General features: G+C 73.2%; 17 protein-coding genes and 1 pseudogene. All 18 read right to left on the bottom strand.

Annotation, left to right across the window (positions count from 1 at the left end; translation table 11 throughout):
• Positions 1 to 221: 221 nt before the first annotated feature.
• The 18 genes and pseudogenes from ACWPXV_RS09770 to tsf all read right to left on the bottom strand — a co-directional run bounded on the left by ACWPXV_RS09770 (position 222) and on the right by tsf (position 18,993).
• The gene (locus ACWPXV_RS09770; RefSeq protein WP_454085055.1) at positions 222 to 986 is read right to left on the bottom strand and encodes a sulfite exporter TauE/SafE family protein; all 765 of its coding nucleotides are present in this window, start codon (positions 984 to 986) and stop codon (positions 222 to 224) included.
• Positions 987 to 993: 7 nt separating this feature from the next.
• Positions 994 to 1,458 carry a 30S ribosome-binding factor RbfA gene (gene rbfA, locus ACWPXV_RS09765; RefSeq protein ID WP_251837962.1) on the bottom strand — a complete coding sequence of 155 codons (465 nt, stop codon included), beginning with the start codon at positions 1,456 to 1,458 and terminating at the stop codon, positions 994 to 996.
• A 74-nt stretch (positions 1,459 to 1,532) separates the two neighbouring features.
• Positions 1,533 to 4,427, bottom strand: coding sequence for a translation initiation factor IF-2 (gene infB, locus ACWPXV_RS09760; protein WP_454085054.1), 2,895 nt, complete (start codon positions 4,425 to 4,427; stop codon positions 1,533 to 1,535).
• 126 nt (positions 4,428 to 4,553) lie between these two features.
• Positions 4,554 to 4,850 carry a YlxR family protein gene (locus ACWPXV_RS09755; protein ID WP_454085053.1) on the bottom strand — a complete coding sequence of 99 codons (297 nt, stop codon included), beginning with the start codon at positions 4,848 to 4,850 and terminating at the stop codon, positions 4,554 to 4,556.
• A 120-nt stretch (positions 4,851 to 4,970) separates the two neighbouring features.
• Positions 4,971 to 5,954, bottom strand: coding sequence for a transcription termination factor NusA (gene nusA, locus ACWPXV_RS09750; protein ID WP_454085052.1), 984 nt, complete (start codon positions 5,952 to 5,954; stop codon positions 4,971 to 4,973).
• Between the two features lie 9 nt (positions 5,955 to 5,963).
• Positions 5,964 to 6,452 carry a ribosome maturation factor RimP gene (locus tag ACWPXV_RS09745; protein WP_454085051.1) on the bottom strand — a complete coding sequence of 163 codons (489 nt, stop codon included), beginning with the start codon at positions 6,450 to 6,452 and terminating at the stop codon, positions 5,964 to 5,966.
• A gap of 61 nt (positions 6,453 to 6,513) precedes the next feature.
• Entirely contained in the window at positions 6,514 to 7,428 is a 915-nt protein-coding gene (locus ACWPXV_RS09740; RefSeq protein WP_454085050.1) for a hypothetical protein, read from the bottom strand.
• A gap of 8 nt (positions 7,429 to 7,436) precedes the next feature.
• The gene (locus ACWPXV_RS09735) at positions 7,437 to 9,227 is read right to left on the bottom strand and encodes a proline--tRNA ligase (RefSeq protein WP_454085049.1); all 1,791 of its coding nucleotides are present in this window, start codon (positions 9,225 to 9,227) and stop codon (positions 7,437 to 7,439) included.
• Between the two features lie 243 nt (positions 9,228 to 9,470).
• On the bottom strand, positions 9,471 to 10,337 hold the full coding sequence (locus ACWPXV_RS09730; protein ID WP_454085048.1) for a GNAT family N-acetyltransferase: 867 nt from the start codon (positions 10,335 to 10,337) through the stop codon (positions 9,471 to 9,473).
• 11 nt (positions 10,338 to 10,348) lie between these two features.
• The gene (ispG, locus tag ACWPXV_RS09725; protein WP_454085047.1) at positions 10,349 to 11,512 is read right to left on the bottom strand and encodes a flavodoxin-dependent (E)-4-hydroxy-3-methylbut-2-enyl-diphosphate synthase; all 1,164 of its coding nucleotides are present in this window, start codon (positions 11,510 to 11,512) and stop codon (positions 10,349 to 10,351) included.
• Positions 11,513 to 11,551: 39 nt separating this feature from the next.
• Positions 11,552 to 12,865 (bottom strand): M50 family metallopeptidase, encoded by a 1,314-nt coding sequence (locus ACWPXV_RS09720; RefSeq protein WP_454085046.1) that lies wholly within the window; start codon positions 12,863 to 12,865, stop codon positions 11,552 to 11,554.
• Positions 12,862 to 14,036, bottom strand: a pseudogene (gene dxr, locus ACWPXV_RS09715) (1-deoxy-D-xylulose-5-phosphate reductoisomerase). Before dxr ends, ACWPXV_RS09720 begins: the two are co-directional and overlap by 4 nt.
• Positions 14,033 to 14,590: a DivIVA domain-containing protein gene (locus ACWPXV_RS09710; RefSeq protein ID WP_454085045.1), complete on the bottom strand. Its 558-nt coding sequence runs from the start codon at positions 14,588 to 14,590 to the stop codon at positions 14,033 to 14,035. The pseudogene dxr and the gene ACWPXV_RS09710 overlap by 4 nt, the downstream one beginning before the upstream one ends.
• A complete protein-coding gene (gene rlmN, locus ACWPXV_RS09705) occupies positions 14,587 to 15,789 on the bottom strand; it encodes a 23S rRNA (adenine(2503)-C(2))-methyltransferase RlmN (RefSeq protein ID WP_454085044.1) in 1,203 nt (400 codons plus the stop codon). Before rlmN ends, ACWPXV_RS09710 begins: the two co-directional genes overlap by 4 nt.
• A 33-nt stretch (positions 15,790 to 15,822) precedes the next feature.
• The gene (locus ACWPXV_RS09700) at positions 15,823 to 16,656 is read right to left on the bottom strand and encodes a phosphatidate cytidylyltransferase (protein WP_454085057.1); all 834 of its coding nucleotides are present in this window, start codon (positions 16,654 to 16,656) and stop codon (positions 15,823 to 15,825) included.
• Positions 16,657 to 16,734: 78 nt separating this feature from the next.
• Positions 16,735 to 17,292, bottom strand: a complete 558-nt coding sequence (frr, locus tag ACWPXV_RS09695) for a ribosome recycling factor (RefSeq protein WP_454085043.1) — start codon at positions 17,290 to 17,292, stop codon at positions 16,735 to 16,737.
• Positions 17,289 to 18,080: a UMP kinase gene (gene pyrH, locus ACWPXV_RS09690; protein WP_251304991.1), complete on the bottom strand. Its 792-nt coding sequence runs from the start codon at positions 18,078 to 18,080 to the stop codon at positions 17,289 to 17,291. The genes frr and pyrH overlap by 4 nt, the downstream gene beginning before the upstream one ends.
• Before the next feature lie 73 nt (positions 18,081 to 18,153).
• A complete protein-coding gene (tsf, locus tag ACWPXV_RS09685) occupies positions 18,154 to 18,993 on the bottom strand; it encodes a translation elongation factor Ts (protein ID WP_454085042.1) in 840 nt (279 codons plus the stop codon).
• Positions 18,994 to 19,015: the final 22 nt, after the last annotated feature.

Raw genomic sequence — 19,015 nt, 5'->3', positions numbered from 1 at the left:
CCCCCACCGCCGACAGCCGGATTCCTCCGCCCGGCTGTCGAGCATCCCCCATCGCCGACAGCCGGATTCCGCCAGAAGCAAGCCCCCCCTTTTTCGCCGACAGCCGGATTCCTCCGTACGCGTGGCCCGCGGAGGAATCCGGCTCTCGGCACAAGGAGGTGAGCTCCATCGCGCCGCCCGCGGAGGAATCCGGCTCTCGGCGCAAGAGGGGGCGCCGTCTGTCAGCGCTTGCGGGCCTTGAGGACGAGCTGGACGGCCGAGTAGACGAGCAGGACGGCGAAGAGCCGCTGCAGCCACACCTCGGGCACCGCCTGAGCGAGCAGTGCGCCGAGCGGGGCGCCGAGGACGCCTCCGAGCCCGAGCACGAGCCCGGCGCGCCAGTCGGTGTAGCCGCGGCGGGCATGACGCCAGGCACCCATGAGCGAGACGGGAACCATGACGGCGAGCGAGGTGCCCTGCGCCTCGTGCGGCGAGAAGCCGAAGCCGAGGACGAGCAACGGGACCATGACGACCCCGCCGCCGATACCGACCAGCGCCGACAGCAGGCCCATGAGGAGCCCGGCGCCCACGTAGCTCACGAGGACCGGCGGGTCGAGGTGGGCGAGCTCGCCGGCGCCCTCGACGGGCGGCGCGAGCGCCATCCGGACGGCGACGACGACCATGACGGCGGCGAACACGATCCGCAGCGTGCGCTCGGACATCCGGTGGACGAGCTCGGCCCCGACGAGCGTGCCGACGATCCCGCCGGCCGCGACGACGAGGGCCGGGACGAGGACGACGTCGCCCGCGACGCCGTAGCTGGCGGCGCCGGCCACCGCTGTGAGCGTGATAGCGGCGAGGGAGGTGGCCTGCGCCCGCTTCTGCGCCATCCCCATGAGGAGGACGAGCAGCGGGACGAGGACCACTCCCCCGCCGATGCCGAGCAGGCCGGAGAGCACCCCGACGGCGACGCCGCAGGCGCCGAGCCGCGGGATGCTCACCGGCACGGCGGGCTCAGCGGGCGTCGTCGGCGGGCTCGTCCGCCTCGTCGACCTCGTCCGTCGCGGGACGGCGGTACGGGTCGGCGTCACCGGCAGGCTGGGCACCCGCGGCCAGGCGCGCCAGCTCGGCGTCGCGCTCGGCGGCCTCGCGCAGGGCGCGCTCCAGGTCGGCGGCGGTCTCGGGCACGACGTCGGCCGTGAACTCGAGCGTCGGGGTCAGCCGCAGACCGAGCTGCTTGCCGACCTCCGAGCGGATGTGGCCGCGCGCGGAGGCAAGGGCGGCCGCGGTGTCCCGCTGGGCCTGCTCGTCACCCAGCACCGTGTAGTAGACGGTGGCCTGCTGGAGGTCCCCGGTCACCCGGACCTCCGTCACGGTGACGAAGCCGAGGCGCGGGTCCTTGATGCGGGACTCGAGCATCGACGCGACGATCTGCTGGATGCGGTCACTCACGCGGCGCATCCGCGGGGTGTCGGCCATGGTTCTCTCCTGTCGTGGGACGCGACGTGGCGCGCACCTGTCGGTGCGCGCCACGTCGCTAGGACTGCAGCCCTCTACTTGCGCGGCTTCTCGCGCATCTCGAAGGTCTCGATGACGTCACCCTCGGTGATGTCGTTGAACGACCCGAGGCTGATACCGCACTCGAAGCCCTCGCGGACCTCGGTGACGTCGTCCTTCTCGCGGCGCAGGGAGTCGATCGTGACGTTCTCCCCCACCACGACGCCGTCCCGCAGGACGCGCGCCTTGGTGTTCCGACGGATGGTGCCGGAGCGGATGATCGAACCGGCGATGTTGCCGACCTTGGAGGAGCGGAACACCTGGCGGACCTCCGCGGTGCCCAGCTGGACCTCCTCGTACTCCGGCTTGAGCATGCCCTTGAGGGCCTGCTCGACGTCGTCGATCGCCTGGTAGATGACCGAGTAGTACCGGATGTCGACGCCCTCGCGGTCGGCCAGCTCCGTGACCCGCTCCGCGGGCTTGACGTTGAAGCCGATGATGATGGCGTTGTCGACCGTGGCGAGGTTGACGTCGTTCTGGGTGATGGCACCCACGCCGCGGTGGATGATCCGCAGCGCGACCTCGTCGCCGACCTCGATCTTGAGGAGCGAGTCCTCCAGCGCCTCGACGGCACCGGACACGTCGCCCTTGAGGACGAGGTTGAGGGTCTCGACCCGGCCCTGCTGGAGCGCCTCGGTGAAGTCCTCGAGCGAGACGCGCTTGCGGCGCTTGGCCAGCGTCGCGGCGCGCTCGGCGGCGGCCCGCTTGTCAGCGATCTGACGCGCGGTGCGGTCGTCGCCGGCCACGATGAAGGAGTCACCGGCGCGGGGCACCGAGGTGAGGCCGAGGACCTGCACGGGACGTGCGGGGCCGGCCTCCTCCACCGGGACGCCGTGCTCGTCGAACATCGCCCGGACGCGCCCGTGGGCGGTACCGGCGACGATGGCGTCCCCGACGTGCAGGGTTCCGGACTGGACGAGGACGGTCGCGACCGTGCCGCGGCCCTTGTCGAGGTTCGCCTCGATGGCGACGCCGCGCGCGTCCTTGTCGGGGTTGGCCCGCAGGTCCAGGGCAGCGTCCGCGGTGAGGAGGACGGCCTCGAGGAGCTCGTCGATACCCATCCGCTGGAGCGCGGAGACGTCGACGAACATCGTGTCGCCGCCGTACTCCTCGGCCACGAGGTTGTACTCGGTCAGCTGCTGGCGGATCTTGGCGGGGTTGGCCGCCTCCTTGTCCACCTTGTTGACGGCCACGACGATCGGCACACCGGCCGACTGCGCGTGGTTGAGTGCCTCGACCGTCTGAGGCATGACACCGTCGTCGGCCGCCACCACGAGGATCGCGATGTCGGTGACGTCGGCTCCACGGGCACGCATGGCCGTGAAGGCCTCGTGACCGGGGGTGTCGATGAAGGTGAGCGCGCGGTCGTAGCCCTCGTGCTCGGTCCAGATCTGGTACGCACCGATGTGCTGGGTGATGCCACCGGCCTCGCCGGCGACGACGTCGGTGCTGCGGATCGCGTCGAGGAGCTTGGTCTTTCCGTGGTCGACGTGACCCATGACCGTGACGACCGGCGGACGGGCCATGAGGTCCTCGTCGGTCTCCCCGGCCAGCTCGGCGTCGAGGTCGATGTCGAAGCCGCCGAGGAGCTCACGGTCCTCGTCCTCGGGCGAGACGATGTTGATGATGTAGCCGAGCTCGTCACCCAGCGCCTTGAAGGTGTCCTCGTCCAGCGACTGGGTGGCCGTGGCCATCTCGCCGAGGTGGAAGAGCACCGTCACGAGCGCTGCGGGGTTCGCGTCGATCTTGTCGGCGAAGTCCGCGAGGCTGGCGCCGGCGCGGATCTGCACCTCGGTAGTGCCGTTGCCGCGAGGAACCTGGACGCCACCGAGGCTCGGTGCGCCCTGCTGCTCGAACTCCTGACGCTTCGCGCGCTTGGACTTGCGTCCGCGCACCGGACGGCCACCGGGACGCCCGAAGGCACCCTGCGTACCGCCGCGTGCGCCGGGACGACCACGACCCGCGAAACCGCCGGGACGACCACCGCCACCACCGGGACCGCCTGCGCCACCGGGACCACCGGGGCCACCGCCACCGGGACGGCCACGGCCACCGCCGCCACCACGAGCCGGGGCGCCAGGCGTCCCGACCGAGCTGCGGCCGGGCATCATGCCCGGGCTGGGGCGTGCGCCGCCGGGACGCGGCGCGCCCGGACGCGGGCCTGCCGCACCGGCGCCCGCAGCCGGGCGGGGACCGCCGGGACGGGGGCCACCGGGACGCGGGCCGGCTGCGCCGGCACCACCGCTGCCACCGGGCCGGGGCATGCCCTGGCTCGTGGCGAAGGGGTTGTTGCCCGGGCGCGGGGCGCCGGGGCGCGCACCACCGGGACGGGGTCCACCGCTGCCACCGGGCCGGGGCATACCCTGGCTCGTCGCGAAGGGGTTGTTACCCGGGCGCGGGGCGCCGGGCTGGGGGCCGGCAGCGGCCTTGGGGGCCGGCGTCGGCGCCTCGGAGGTGCTCGCCTCGGCAGCGGGCTGCGCGGCGGCGGGCTGCGCGGGCTCGGCGGCTGCCGGGGCCGCCTTGGGCTCGGGCGCCGGGGTCGGTGCAGGTGCACCGGGCTTGGGCGCCACGCCGCGCGCGGCGGCGGGCGCCGGGCGGGCTGGGCTGGGTGCCGGGGCGGCGGGTGCGGCCGGGGTCTCCTGCGCGGCAGGGGCCTCGGGCTCAGCAGTCTTGGCGGCGGGGGCCTTGGGCTTGACCGCCTTCTTGGGTGCCGGCTTCTCCTCGGAGGCCGACGGTGCGGGAATGGCCTCCCGGAGGCGGCGCACGACGGGCGCCTCGACGGTGGACGAGGCCGACTTGACGAACTCTCCGAGCTCACCGAGCTTGGCCAGAACCGTCTTGCTGTCGACGCCGAGCTCCTTGGCGAGCTCGTGGACGCGAAGCTTTGCCACATTTCTCCTGTCTCGGCCCGCCCGGGACAGGGTGGGGCCGTGTTAGTGCTTGAAACTCATCGCTGGGTACTCATCGGGTGCCCATCGGCTTCCAACCCGCTTTCTTCGTCGATGACTCGTGCCGGCTCAGGTCTGACCCGGCGTTCTCGTGCTGAACCACTCCGTGACGGCGGTGGTGTCCACCGGTCCTGCGGAGCGCAGGGCCCGGGGGATCGCCCGCCGGCGATCGGCGAGGTCCAGGCAAGCCCGGTCGGCGTGCAACCAGGCCCCCCGCCCCGGAGCGTCCGTCCGTTCGTCCACCACCGCGCGAGGCGACTGGGGAACGAGGACGACACGCACGAGGGCGGACCGCGGGGCCTTGGCCCGGCATCCCACGCATGTGCGCACCTGTCCCTCGCCGGGAGGTGAGGGGGAAGGAGGCATAGTCATGAGAAGTCGGGCTGCGGCCCGTCGGGAAGTCTACCCCCACCGGCCCCTGCGGGACAGTGATGGGCCCCGCAGCGGGGGGTGGTGTGTTTCCTCACACGCCAACGCCGAGGGTGCTCAGCGCTCGGGCTGCTCGCCCTCGGTGTCCGAGTGGATGTCGATCCGCCAGCCGGTGAGGCGCGCGGCGAGGCGGGCGTTCTGGCCCTCCTTGCCGATGGCCAGGGACAGCTGGAAGTCGGGCACGACGACGCGGGCGGACCGCTCCTCGGCGTCCACGACCTCGACGCTCGTCACCCGGGCGGGCGAGAGCGCGTTGCCGACGAAGGTCGCGGCGTCCTCGCTGTAGTCGACGATGTCGATCTTCTCGCCGTCGAGCTCGCTCATGACGGCCCGCACCCGCTGGCCCATCGGGCCGATGCAGGCGCCCTTGGCGTTGAGGCCGGGGACGGTGGAGGCGACGGCGATCTTCGTGCGGTGCCCGGCCTCGCGGGCCAGCGCCATGATCTCGACGCTGCCGTCGGCGACCTCGGGCACCTCGAGGGCGAAGAGCTCGCGCACGAGGTTGGGGTGGGTGCGCGAGAGGGTGACCGAGGGGCCCTTGGCACCGCGCGTCACCTCCAGGACGTAGGCGCGCAGGCGGTCGCCGTGGCGGTAGGTCTCGGTGGGCACCTGCTCGTGGGCGGGCAGCACGGCCTCGAGCTCGCCGATGTCGACGAGGACGACACGCGGGTCGCGGCCCTGCTGGACGACGCCGGCGATGAGGGTGCCGGCGCGGTCGCGCAGCGAGCCCATCACCTGGTCGTCCTCGGCGTCGCGCAGCCGCTGGACGATGACGCTGCGGGCGGTGGCGGTGGCGATGCGGCCGAAGCCGCTGGGGGTGTCGTCGAACTCGCCGACGGCGTTGCCCTCCTCGTCGACCTCGGTCGCCATGACGGTGACGCGGCCGGTGCGGCGGTCCACCTCCACGCGGGCCCGCTCCGCGGCTCCGGGGGTGCGCTGGTAGGCGAGGAGGAGTGCTTCCTCGATGGCGCCGACCAGCACGTCGAGGCGGATCTCACGCTCGCTCTCAATCAGGCGCAGCGCGGTCATGTCGATGTCCATGTGTCCTCCTCAGCCCTCTGCGGCAGCGTCTGCCGCACGCCCCAGCTCGGGCTCGACCGTGCCCGAGGTGATGTCGGACAGCGCGACGACCTGACGCGTGCCCTCAGTGTCGATGACCACGTCCTCGCCGTCGACCGCGAGCACGCGTCCGCGCAGGGCGCCGGACGTGGTGCGCAGGCGGACAAGGCGCCCCTCGGCGCGGCGGTAGTGGCGTGCCGTCGTCAGCGGTCGCGTGACGCCGGGGGTGGAGACCTCGAGGGTGTACGCCCCGGCGACGACGTCGACGTCGTCGAGGGTCGTGGAGACCTGGCGGGAGACGTCGGTGAGGAGGTCGGAGCCGACGCCGCCGGGCCCGTCCGCGAGGTCGACGACGACCCGGACGACGCTGTGCCGGCCGGCCGCGCTCACGCTCACGTCCTCGAGGTACAGGCCGGCGTCGGTGACGACGGGCTCGAGGACGCGGCGCAGCTCGGCTGCGACGTCCGACGGGCGTGCCATGGTGCTCTCCTGGGGGCTCGGCTGCGGAACTCCCACACCTTACCCGGGGGGCGGGCCCCTCTCAGGAGAGGCCGGGCAGGGCCGGCAGTGCGGTATCCCACGACCGCGCCTGCCCGGCGGCGTAGGTCGCGGCGTCGAGCACGGTGCCCCGGTCCTCGACCGGTGTCCCGAGCAGGGCGACGTACGCGCCGAGGACGTCGAGCTCGGCGGCGCCTGCAAGGGCGCGTTCCGGCGCCTCGGCGTCCGCCGCGTCGCTCACGTCGTAGGCGACCTCTCGCTCGTCCTCCTCGGGGGCGACGGCGCCGGCGACGAGCGCAAGCTGCTCGGTCCGCCCCGCGGCGGCCTCGCGCTGCGCACCGCTGCTGCGGGCGGCGACGACCTCGAAGGCGTAGCGGGCGGCGTCGAGGGCGCGGGAGGTCTCCGCGTCGACCGTGCCGGGCTCGGGCGGCGGCTGCGGCTCGGCCGGGAGCCGCTCGCTGTCGACGGACAGGGTGCGCGCGAGGTCCGCGGCGAGCCAGGTGCGGGAGATCGCGACGGCGGCGAGCAGCTGGCCGAGCTCACCGTCGTGCGCAAGGGCGTCCTCACGCGCGGTGGCAGCACCCTCCTCGAGGAGCTCGAGGACCTCCTGCGGCGTCGCCGCCGCGGCGGGCTCGGGCGTGGTGGGGTCCTCGGGGTACGCCGTCGCCTCCGGGCCGGCACCCGGCCACGGCTCCCACACGCCGCCGAGCGCCTCGTGGTGCTCGGCCGACGCCTCCTCGACGGCGGTGAGCACGTCGGCCAGGCCGGCGCCGTCGCCCGCGGCCACGGTGCCAGCGGCGTCACGCAGCTGCGCGGCCACGAGGACGGCGTCCTGGCGGGCCTCCTCCACGGCGTCGGCGGTGGGGACCTCCGGGGGCGGCGTCTCGAGCCGGACGCCGCAGCCCGTCAGCGTGAGCGCGGCGAGCAGCGCGGCCGCCAGCGCGCGGCGCCCGGACACGGTGACGCTCAGCTCCCGAGGGCGGCCCGAACGGCCGTGGCGACCGCGTCGACGGCGTCCGCGACGGGCACCTCGCGCCGCTCGCCCGTGGCGCGCTCGCGCAGCTCGACCTTGCCCTCGGCCAGCCCGCGGCCGACGACGAGCACGAGCGGCACGCCGAGGAGCTCGGAGTCGGCGAACTTCACGCCCGCGGACATCTTCGGACGGTCGTCGAGGAGCACCTCGATGCCCTGCGCGGTGAGCTCGGCGCCGATGCGCTCGGCCTCGGCGAAGACCGCGGGGTCCTTGCCGGTGGCGAGGAGGTGGACGTGGAAGGGAGCCAGGGCCATCGGCCAGGCGAGGCCCGAGTCGTCGCACGTCGCCTCGGCGACGGCGGCCAGCGCGCGGCTGACACCGATGCCGTAGGAACCCATCGTCACGGTGACGGCCTTGCCGTTCTCGTCGAGCACCTTGAGGCCCAGCGCCTCGGCGTACTTGCGGCCGAGGGCGAAGACGTGGCCGATCTCGATACCGCGGGCGAGCTCGAGCGGGCCGGAGCCGTCCGGCGCGGGGTCGCCCGCGCGCACCTCGGCGGCCTCGATGGTGCCGTCGGCGGTGAAGTCGCGGCCGGCGACGAGCCCGAAGACGTGCTTGCCGTCCTCGTTCGCACCGGTGATCCAGCTCGTGCCGGGCACGACGCGGGGGTCGAGGAGGTAGCGCAGGGAGGTGCGCTCCTCGCCGTCGTCGCCGGTGTTCGGGCCGATGACGGCGGGACCGATGTAGCCCTTGACGAGCTCGGGCCGCGTGGCGAGCTGCTCGTCGGTGGCGGGCGCGACGAGGGTGGGCTCGAGGGCGCCCTCGAGCCGCTTGAGGTCGACCTCGCGGTCCCCGGGCAGGCCGACGACGACGAGCTCCTCGGTGCCGTCCGGGTGGGCGAGGGCCAGGACGACGTTCTTCAGCGTGTCCGCGGCCGTCCAGGGACGGTCGGGGCGCGGGTAGAGCTCGTTGGCCTGCGACACAAGGGTGTCGATGGTCGTGGAGTCGGGGGTGTCGCGGACCTGTGCCGGCGGCAGGTCGGTCGCGTCGACGGGCTCGGGCACGGCCGTGAGGGCGGCCTCGACGTTGGCCGCGTACCCGCCGGGCGAGCGGACGAAGGTGTCCTCGCCGGACGGCGTCGGGAAGAGGAACTCCTCGGAGCGGGAGCCACCCATCGCGCCGCTCGTCGCCGCGACGATGACGTACTCGAGGCCGAGGCGCGTGAAGATCCGCTCGTAAGCCTCGCGCTGGGCGCGGTAGGAGCGCTCGAGACCGGCGTCGTCGATGTCGAAGGAGTAGGCGTCCTTCATGATGAACTCGCGTCCGCGCAGCAGTCCGGCGCGCGGGCGCGCCTCGTCGCGGTACTTCGTCTGGATCTGGAAGAGCGTGAGCGGCAGGTCCTTGTACGAGGAGTACAGGTCCTTGACGAGGAGGGTGAACATCTCCTCGTGGGTGGGCGCGAGGAGGTAGTCGTTCTCGCGGCGGTCCTGGAGGCGGAAGAGGTTGGGGCCGTACTCGGTCCAGCGGCCGGTGGCCTCGTAGGGCTCGCGCGGCAGCAGCGCCGGGAAGTGGACCTCCTGGGCGCCCGCGGCGGTCATCTCCTCGCGCACGACCTGCTCGATCTTGCCGAGGACCCGCAGGCCCAGCGGCAGCCAGGTGTAGATGCCGGGGGCGGCACGGCGGATGTAGCCGGCCCGCACGAGCAGCCGGTGGCTCGGCAGCTCGGCGTCCACCGGGTCTTCACGCAGGGTCCGCAGGAACAGGGTCGACATCCGCATCAGCACGCGGGCCAGCGTATCGCCCCGCGGACCAATCCAGCTCTCGGCACCGGGAGCGCCCCCTCCGCCGAGCGCTGACTTGTTACCCACGCCCCCACCGCCGAGGGCTGACTTCTTACGGGCGCCCTCTGTCGCCGTGGGCGGGGCGCCACGTAACAACTCAGCGCTCGGCGCGGGAGGCGGGGGCGCCGGGTAACAGCTCAGCGCTCGGCGCGGGAGGGGTTCCCTCCGCTGAGAGCGGGATCCCGCTCAGAAGAGGACGGTGGCGTACGTGCCGACCTGCTCGAAGCCGGTGCGGCGGTAGGTCGCGATGGCGGGGGTGTTGTACCCGTTGACGTAGAGGGAGACCACCGGCGCGGTCCGGCGGCGCACGTCCTCGACGACGGCGGCCATCGCCGGCGCGGCGACGCCCTGCCCGCGGTGCTCGGGGTGGACCCACACGCCCTGGATTTGGGCGACGCCGAGCGCGCACGCACCGACCTCGGCCTTGAAGACGACGCGCCGGCCCTCGGGGGCGTCCTCGATGCGGACGTAGGAGCGCTGGGTCGAGACGAGCTCGTGGACCCGCGCCGCGTAGGCGCCGCCCGAGGCGAGGGGCGAGTAGCCCACCTCCTCGGTGAACATCGCCACGCAGGCCGGGACGACGACGTCGAGGTCCTCGAGGCTGCTCAGCCGCACCCGCGGGTCGGGCTCGACGGCGGGGGTGTCGGAGATCGCCATCGACGGCTGGTCGGCACGGACCTCGCGCGGGGGCAGCCAGCCGGGACCGAGCCGGTCCCACAGGCCCAGCACCTGCTCGGCGGGGCCGACGATCGAGGACGCCCGCCGCCCGCGGCCGCGAACGTGCTCGGCGACGGCGTCGAGCAGCTCCGGCTCGTCGACCGCGACGGGCACGAGGTTGGCGCCGGACCAGCACATGGCCCGCAGCTCCCCGTCGCACCACACGCCGAGCAGCTCGGCACCGGGCAGCCGGCGGCGGCCGAGCGCCTCGACCTGGACGGCGGCGAGGACGTTGCCGACGGGGTCGGCGGCGCACAGCCCGAGGGCCGCCTCACGGTCCTCCTCCCGCAGGGGACGGACGCGCGGGCCCACGGGGTGGCGCCACCTGCCCAGCACGGGGGCTCCGCTCAGCTGACCGTGACGACGGGTCCGCCGGGCTCCGACTCGAGGCCCATCTCCTCGGCGATCCGGTTGGCCTCGGCGATGAGGGTCTCGACGATCTGGTCCTCGGGGACGGTCTTGATGACCTCGCCCTTGACGAAGATCTGGCCCTTGCCGTTGCCGGAGGCCACGCCGAGGTCGGCCTCGCGCGCCTCACCGGGGCCGTTGACGACGCAGCCCATGACGGCGACGCGCAGCGGGACGGTCATTCCCTCCAGGCCGGCGGTGACGTCGTCGGCCAGCTGGTAGACGTCCACCTGGGCGCGGCCGCAGGAGGGGCAGGAGACGATCTCGAGCTTGCGGGGACGCAGGTTGAGCGACTCGAGGATCTGGTTGCCGACCTTGATCTCCTCCACCGGCGGGGCTGAGAGAGAGACGCGGATGGTGTCGCCGATGCCCTTGGACAGCAGCGCACCGAAGGCGGTGGCGGACTTGATCGTGCCCTGGAAGGCGGGGCCGGCCTCGGTGACGCCGAGGTGCAGCGGCCAGTCGCCCTGCTCGGAGAGCAGCTCGTAGGCGCGCACCATGACGACGGGGTCGTTGTGCTTGACCGAGATCTTGAAGTCGTGGAAGCCGTGCTCCTCGAAGAGGGAGGCCTCCCACACGGCGGACTCGACGAGCGCCTCCGGCGTGGCCTTGCCGTACTTCTTGAGCAGCCGCGGGTCGAGCGAGCCGGCGTTGACGCCGATCCGCAGGGAGACGCCGGCGCCTGCGGCAGCCTTGGCGATCTCCTTGACCTTGTCGTCGAACTTGCGGATGTTGCCGGGGTTGACGCGCACCGCGCCGCAGCCGGCCTCGATGGCCGCGAAGACGTACTTCGGCTGGAAGTGGATGTCGGCGATCACCGGGATCTGGGACTTCTTGGCGATGATCGGCAGCGCCTCGGCATCCTTGTCCGTGGGGCAGGCCACCCGGACGATGTCGCAGCCCGAGGCGGTGAGCTCGGCGATCTGCTGGAGCGTGGCGTTGATGTCGTGGGTCTTCGTCGTCGTCATCGACTGGACGCTGACCGGCGCGTCACCACCCACCTCGACGTTGCCGACCCGGATCTTGCGGGTGGGCCGACGGGGAGCCAGCACGGGCGGCTGCTCCTTGACGGTCGGGATGCCGAGGGAGATCGGTGTACTCACCTCGCCAGTATCCCCCACCGCGCCACCTGTGTGCACGGCTCAGCCGGTGAGGGTGACCGGCCGCACGATGTCGGCGTAGGCGAGGAGCAGGCTCATGCCCACCATCGCGACGACGACGACGTAGGTGAGCGGCAGCATCCGTGCGACGTCGACGGGGCCGGGGTCCGGGCGGCCGCGCCACGCCGCGACCCGGCGGCGTAGCCCCTCCCACAGGGCGCCGGCGATGTGGCCGCCGTCGAGCGGGAGCAGCGGGACGAGGTTGAAGACGAACAGCGCGAGATTGAGGGAGGCAAGCAGACCGAGGAGGTCCGCCGCCCGCTCGACGACGCCGTACCGCTCGCTGTCGATGGAGGCGATCTCCCCGGCGAAGCGGCCGACGCCGACGAGCCCGACGACGCCCGGGTCGCGCTCCTCCTCGCCGAAGGCCGCCTGGGCGACGTCGACGAGCCGCTGCGGCAGCGTGAGGACGACGTTGACGGTCGCGCCCACCGCCTCCGCGACCCGGCCGGGGACGGCGGTGACGGGCTGCGGCACGAGCTCGGCAAGCGGCCCGATGCCGACGAAGGGCTGCGGCTCGGTCACCGGCTCACCGGCGTCGTCGGTGACGACCTCGCCGTCGACGACGACGGGCCGCTCGGTCATCACGGGCGTCACCGTGACCGTGCGCTCCTGCCCGTCGCGCTCGACGACGACGGCGGCCGGGCTGGGCCCGGACGCGGCGATGGCGGCGCGGACGTCGTCCCACGTCTCGACCGGTCGTCCGCCCCACGAGAGGACGGTGTCGTCCGGCTGCAGGCCGGCGACGGCGCCGGGCGCGGCCGGGTCGGCGGCGGCGCACTCGGTGGCCGCCGGGTCGGCGGGCAGGCACTCCTGGACGTTTCCGAGGGTGGCGGTGTAGGCGGGCACGCCGACGCCGACGAGCACGACGGCCAGGAGGACGACGGCGATGAGGAGGTTCATCACCGGCCCGCCCAGCATGACGACGAGCTTCTTCGGGACGCTGAGGGCCGAGAAGGTGCGGTGCTCCTCGCCGGGGCCGACCTCGGCCAGCGCGTACTCGCGGGCCTCCTCGACGAGGGTGGCGCGGCCGTCACGACGGCGGCGCACGGGCCGGTCGGTCCGCGCGGGCGGGTACATCCCGACCATCCGGACGTAGCCGCCGAGCGGGACGGCCTTGACGCCGTACTCGGTCTCCCCGCGGCGGCGGGACCACAGGGTGGGGCCGAAGCCGACGAAGTACTCGGTGACCTTGACGCCGAAGCGCTTGGCGGGCACGAGGTGCCCGACCTCGTGGAGCGCGATCGAGACGACGAGCCCGACGACGAGGACGAGGACGCCGACGATGAAGCTCATCGCGTGCCTGCCAGCTCCCGGGCGCGGTGCCGGGCCCAGGCCTCGGCGGCGTGGACCGTGGCGAGGTCGAGGCTCGCGGCGGGGACGCCGTCGTGCTCCGCGAGGACCTGCTCGAGGATGTCGGTGATGGCGAGGAAGCTGAGCCGGCCGTCGAGGAAGGCGGCGACGCACTCCTCGTTGGCGGCGTTGAGGACGGCCGGGTGGGTGGCCGAGGCGGCGGCCGCCTGGCGGGCCAGGCGCACCCCGCGGAAGGTGTCCTCGTCGAGCGGCTCGAAGGTCCAGCTCGTCACCTCGTCCCAGCGGCACGGGGCGACGGCGCGCTGGGGCGGGCGGGCCAGGACAGGGCCAGCGCGATGGGCAGACGCATGTCGGGCGGGGACGCCTGGGCGATGGTCGAGCCGTCGACGAACTCGACCATCGAGTGGACGACGGACTGCGGGTGGACGACGACGGTGATGTCCTCGACGGCGACGTCGAAGAGCAGGTGCGCCTCGATGAGCTCCAGCCCCTTGTTGACGAGGGTCGCGGAGTTCACCGTGACGACCGGTCCCATCGCCCACGTGGGGTGGGCCAGCGCCTGGGCGGCGGTGACGCCGGTGAGCTCCTCGCGCCGCTTGCCGCGGAAGGGACCGCCGGAGGCGGTGAGGACGAGCCGGGCGACCTCGGCGTGCGCGCCGGAGCGCAGCGCCTGGGCCATGGCCGAGTGCTCGGAGTCGACGGGGACGATCTGGTCGGGCCGCTGCCGCGCGGCGCGCACGAGGGCGCCGCCGATGACGAGCGACTCCTTGTTCGCCAATGCCAGGCTGGACCCGGCGCGCAGGGCAGCGAGGGTGGGCTCCAGGCCGACCGAGCCGGTGACGCCGTTGAGGACGACGTCGCTGCCGGCGCCGGCGAGCTCAGCCGCGGCCCCCTCCCCCACGAGCACCTCGACCGGAGGGGCGGGCACGCCGCGCTCGGCCGCGACGGCGGCGACGGCGTCACGCACGTCCGCGGCACTGCCGCGGGAGACGGCGACGAGCGGCACGTCGTGGTCGACGACCTGCTCGGCGAGGAGCCGCAGGTTGGCCCCGCCGGCCGCCAGCGCGGCGACCTCGTAGCCGCCGCGGGAGACGACCTCCAGGGCCTGGGTCCCGATGGAGCCCGTCGAGCCGAGCAGCGTGAGCGTGGTCATTCGACGGCCAGGAGGACCTCGACGGCGCGGTCGAGGTAGGCGTCGACGACTCCCTCGGCGTAGGCCTTGTCGCGGCGCGCGGAGGGGAAGGTGACGGTGCGCAGCTCGGCGGCGGTGAGGTCGCCGTCGGCGTCGAAGTAGGCGACGAGCCGGTCCATGAGGTCGTCGACGGCGTCGCGGTCGTAGCCGCGGCCCCGCTCGGGCGCCGCGAAACGCTCCCCGGCCGGGCGCACGAGGCGCGGGTAGAGCGTGGTGGCGCGCTCGGCGATGCGGTCCATCCACGCCTGCTGGCCGCGGGAGGCGACGAAGGCGTCGCGGCGCCGCTGGACGAGCGCGGCCTCGAGGCGGTCGAGCGCCGAGTCCACCGAGCCGGTCGCGTAGCCGGCGCGGACGAGGTCGAAGGCCACCTGGCGGACCTCGGTCTCGGTGAGGCTGCCGTCGTTCCCGGAACGCCCAGCCTCGTAGGCCTGGCGGGCACGGGTGAAGAACTCCTCGACCTGCTCGCGGTCGTAGCCGGTGCTCATCCGCCCCACGACCGGGAACAGCGTGCTCATCGCGTGGGCTCCTTCACCTCGGGGACACCGACCTTGGGCGCCGCGGTGGCGAGCTGCTCGGCCGCGAGCTGGCCGCAGGCGCCGTCGATGTCGCTGCCGCGGGTGTCGCGGACCGTCGTCGGGATCCCGGCCTTGCGCAGCGTCCGGACGAAGGTGTCCTCGACGTCGGGGTCCGAGGCGGTCCACTTGGAGCCCGGCGTGGGGTTGAGCGGGATCGGGTTGACGTGGATCCAGCCCTTGCCGCGGGCGAGGAGCTCGTCGGCGAGGAGCTGGGCGCGCCACTGGTGGTCGTTGATGTCGCGGATGAGCGCGTACTCGATGCTCACGCGGCGCCCGGTGGCGTCGAAGTAGCGGCGGGCCGCGTCGAGCAGCTCACCGACCTTCCAACGGGAGTTGATCGGGATGAGCTCGTCGCGCAGACCGTCGTCGGGGGCGTGGAGGGAGACGGCCAGCGTCACCGGCAACCCCTCCTTCGCGAGCTTGTCGATCGCGGGCACGAGGCCGACCGTCGAGACGGTGACGTTGCGGGCGGACAGCCCGAAGCCCGCGGGGCTGGGCTCGACCATCCGGCGCACCGCGTTGACCACGGCCCGGTAGTTGGCCAGCGGCTCGCCCATGCCCATGAACACGACGTTGGTGAGGCGGGTCGGCCCACCGGTGAGGAGCCCGTCGCGGCAGGCCGCGGCCGCCACGCGCACCTGCTCGACGATCTCCGCCGTCGAGAGGTTGCGGGTCAGGCCCTGCTGGCCCGTCGCGCAGAAGGGGCAGGCCATCCCGCAGCCGGCCTGCGAGGACACGCACAGGGTGGCGCGCTCGGAGTAGCGCATGAGGACGGACTCGACCTTGGCGCCGTCGAAGAGGCTCCACAGCGCCTTGCGGGTGGCTCCGCCGTCGGCCTGGAGGGTGTGAACCTCGGTGAGGAGCTCGGGCAGCAGCTCGTCGACGAGCTCGTCGCGGCCGCTGGCCGGCAGGTCGCTCATCGCGGCGTCGTCACGCGTGAGGTGGCTGAAGTAGTGGCGCGAGAGCTGGTCGGCCCGGAAGGCGGGCAGGTCCTTCTCGCGCAGCACCGCGGCGCGATCCTCACGGGTGAGGTCGGCCAGGTGGCGCGGCGGCTTGCCACGGCGGCGCGCGGTGAAGGTCAGCTGGGGCCGTGCACCGGCAGCGCCTGGCGTCGGAGGGAGGGATGAAGTCGTCGACATGTCGGTGCCGATTGTTCCATGCGTTCCTGGGAATCAGCCGACGAACGTCGTGAGCAGCAGGTAGCTCGCCGGCGCCGTCATGAGCAGGGAGTCCAGCCTGTCGAGGATTCCGCCGTGCCCGGGCAGGAGCGTGCCCATGTCCTTGAGTCCGAGATCACGCTTGAGAAGCGACTCCGAGAGGTCCCCGACGGTGGCGGTGACGACGGCGCCGGCCCCGAGGACCAGCCCCACCCACCACGGCGCGTCCAGCGCGAGGAGCGCCAGACCCACGCCCACGGCGGCCGCGAGCACGAGCGAGCCGCCGGCTCCCTCCCAGGACTTCTTCGGGCTGATCGAGGGGGCCATCGGGTGGCGGCCGACGAGGACGCCGGCGATGTAGCCACCGGTGTCGTTGGCGACGGCGCACAGCACGAGGGTGAGGACGAGCCAGGGCCCGCGGTCCTCGGTGAGCAGGAGGACGGCGAAGCCGGCGAGGAAGGAGACGTAGGCGGAGGCGAGGATGCCGGCGCAGGCGTCGCGGACGGCGTCGGGACCTCCGCCGTCGAGCACGCGCCACACGAGCACGCCGCCCGCGGTGAGGAAGAAGGCGACGAGCATCGCCCCCGCCCCGGCCGTGTAGGCCGAGACGAGGATGCCGGCGTTGCCCACCCACAGCGGCAGGAGCGGCACGTCGACACCGCGGGTGCCGACGGCGCGCGCGAACTCCCACAGCGCGCCGCTCGTGGCGAGCAGCGCGAGCACGACGAACGCCTCCTCGCGCACGAACAGGCTCAGGAGGAGCACGCCGAGCAGGCCCAGACCGACGGCGATCGCCGCGGGCAGGTTGCGTCCCGCACGGCTGGCCGGCTTGGGCGGCGCCTGGGTCACGATGGCGCGCCGCGCACCCTCCTGGATCTCACGGATCTGACGGCGGGTGAGCGGCGGGTCACCGCCGGTGGTGCTCACTCAGACCTCGAGGAGCTCTCGTTCCTTGCCGGCGAGGAGCTCGTCGACGGCGTCGACGCGCTTCTTCGTCAGCCCCTCGAGCTCCTTCTCGGCGCGGTCGACCTCGTCCTCGCCGGCCTCGCCGTCCTTCTTCATCCGGTCGAGCTCGTCCTTGGACTTGCGGCGGACGTTGCGGATGGAGATGCGCGCGTCCTCCGCCTTGGTCTTGGCGAGCTTGACGTAGTCGCGGCGGCGCTCCTCGGTAAGGACGGGCAGCGCGACGCGGATGACGTTGCCGTCGTCCGTGGGGTTGACGCCCAGGTCCGACTCGCGCAGCGCCTTGATGATCGCGTTGGCGGCGCCGCGGTCGTAGGGCTGGATGAGGACGGTGCGCGCCTCGGGGATCGTCAGGGAGCCGAGCTGCTGCAGCGGCGTCGGAGCGCCGTAGTAGTCGACGAGGATCTTGGAGAACATCCCCGCGTTCGCCCTGCCGGTGCGGATGCCCGCGAAGTCCTCGCTGGCCACCTCGACAGCCTTGTCCATCTTCTCCTCGGCCTCGAGGAGGATCTCGTCGATCACCGTGTCTCCTTCATGTCGTCTCCTGCCGCGGAGGTGTCGCCACCGCCGTCGACCGTCACCAGTGTGCCGATCTTCTCACCCAGCAGCGCACGCGTGACGTTCCCGGGCGTGGTCATGCCGAACACGCGCATGGTCAGGCCGTTGTCCATGCACAGCGAGAACGCGGCGGCGTCGACGACCCGCAGGCCCTGGCGCAGCGCGTCGCCGTAGGTCACGTGGTCCAGGCGGGTGGCCGTGGGGTCGAGGTTCGGGTCGGCGGTGTAGACGCCGTCGACGCCGTTCTTGCCGACGAGGACCTCGTCGCAGTGCGTCTCGAGCGCACGCTGGGCCGAGACCGTGTCGGTGGAGAAGAAGGGCATGCCCGCACCGGCGCCGAAGATGACGACGCGGCCCTTCTCCAGGTGCCGCACGGCGCGCAGCGGGATGTAGGGCTCGGCGACCTGGCCCATCGTGATGGCGGTCTGCACGCGGGTGCGCACGCCGGCCTGCTCGAGGAAGTCCTGGAGGGCCAGGGCGTTCATCACGGTGCCGAGCATGCCCATGTAGTCGGCGCGGGAACGGTCCAGGCCGCGCTGGGAGAGCTCGGCGCCGCGGAAGAAGTTGCCACCGCCGACGACGATGGCGATCTGCACGCCGGCGGCGTTCGCCTCGGCGATCTCCTTCGCCACGCCGGCCACGACGTCCGCGTCGAGACCGATCGATCCGCCGCCGAAGACCTCACCGGACAGCTTGAGGAGGACCCGGCGGGGCGAGGGCCCGCTCGCGGGAGTGTCGGACGAGACGTTCATGCAGACCTCCGGAAGATGGTGTGCGGGTGGCCCCGGCCCGTGCGGGCCGGGGCCACCGGACTGACTGTGTGCGTCAGGCGCCGACGCGGAACCGGACGAAGCCGGTCAGCGTGCCACCAGCACCCTCGACGACCTTGCCGACCGTGGTCTTCGGGTCACGGGCGTAAGCCTGGTCGAGGAGCACGGTCTCCTTGAAGAAGCCGTTCATGCGGCCCTCGACGATCTTCGGGAGCGCGGCCTCGGGCTTGCCCTCGTTGCGGGAGGTCTCCTCGGCGATGCGACGCTCGTTGGCGACGACGTCCTCGGGAACCTCGTCGCGCGTGAGGTACTGCGGGCTGTAGGCCGCGATGTGCATCGCGACGTCCCGGCCGACCTCGGCGCCGGCGGCGTCCGTGGCGACGAGGACGCCGACCTGCGGGGGCAGGTCCTTGGCGGTGCGGTGCAGGTAGTGCGCCACCTTCGCGCCGGAGAGGCGGGCCACGCGACGCACGACGAGCTTCTCGCCGAGGGTGGCGGCGTGCTCGTCGACGAGGGCGCCGACGGTGCTGTCACCGGCGGGGGCCGCGAGGAGGGTCTCGACGTCGGCCGCGCCGGAGGCGACGGCGGCCGCGAGGACCTGCTCGGCGAGGGTGATGAACACCTGGTTCTTCGCGACGAAGTCCGTCTCGGAGTTGAGCTCGACCATGACACCGGTCTCGCCCTCGCCGTCGGCGACGACCTCGATCGCGACGAGGCCGTCGGAGGCCGCGCGGCCCTCACGCTTGGCCACGCCCTTCAGGCCCTTGACGCGGATGATCTCGATGGCCTTGTCGGCGTCGCCGTTGGCCTCGTCCAGCGCCTTCTTGACGTCCATCATGCCGGCGCCGGTCTTCTCGCGAAGCGCCTTGATGTCAGCGGCGGTGTAGTTCGCCATGTGTGTGTCTCCTCGGAGTTTC

The organism is Georgenia sp. Marseille-Q6866 (genome assembly GCF_965111665.1).
This window is presented reverse-complemented; position numbering and strand designations above follow the sequence as displayed.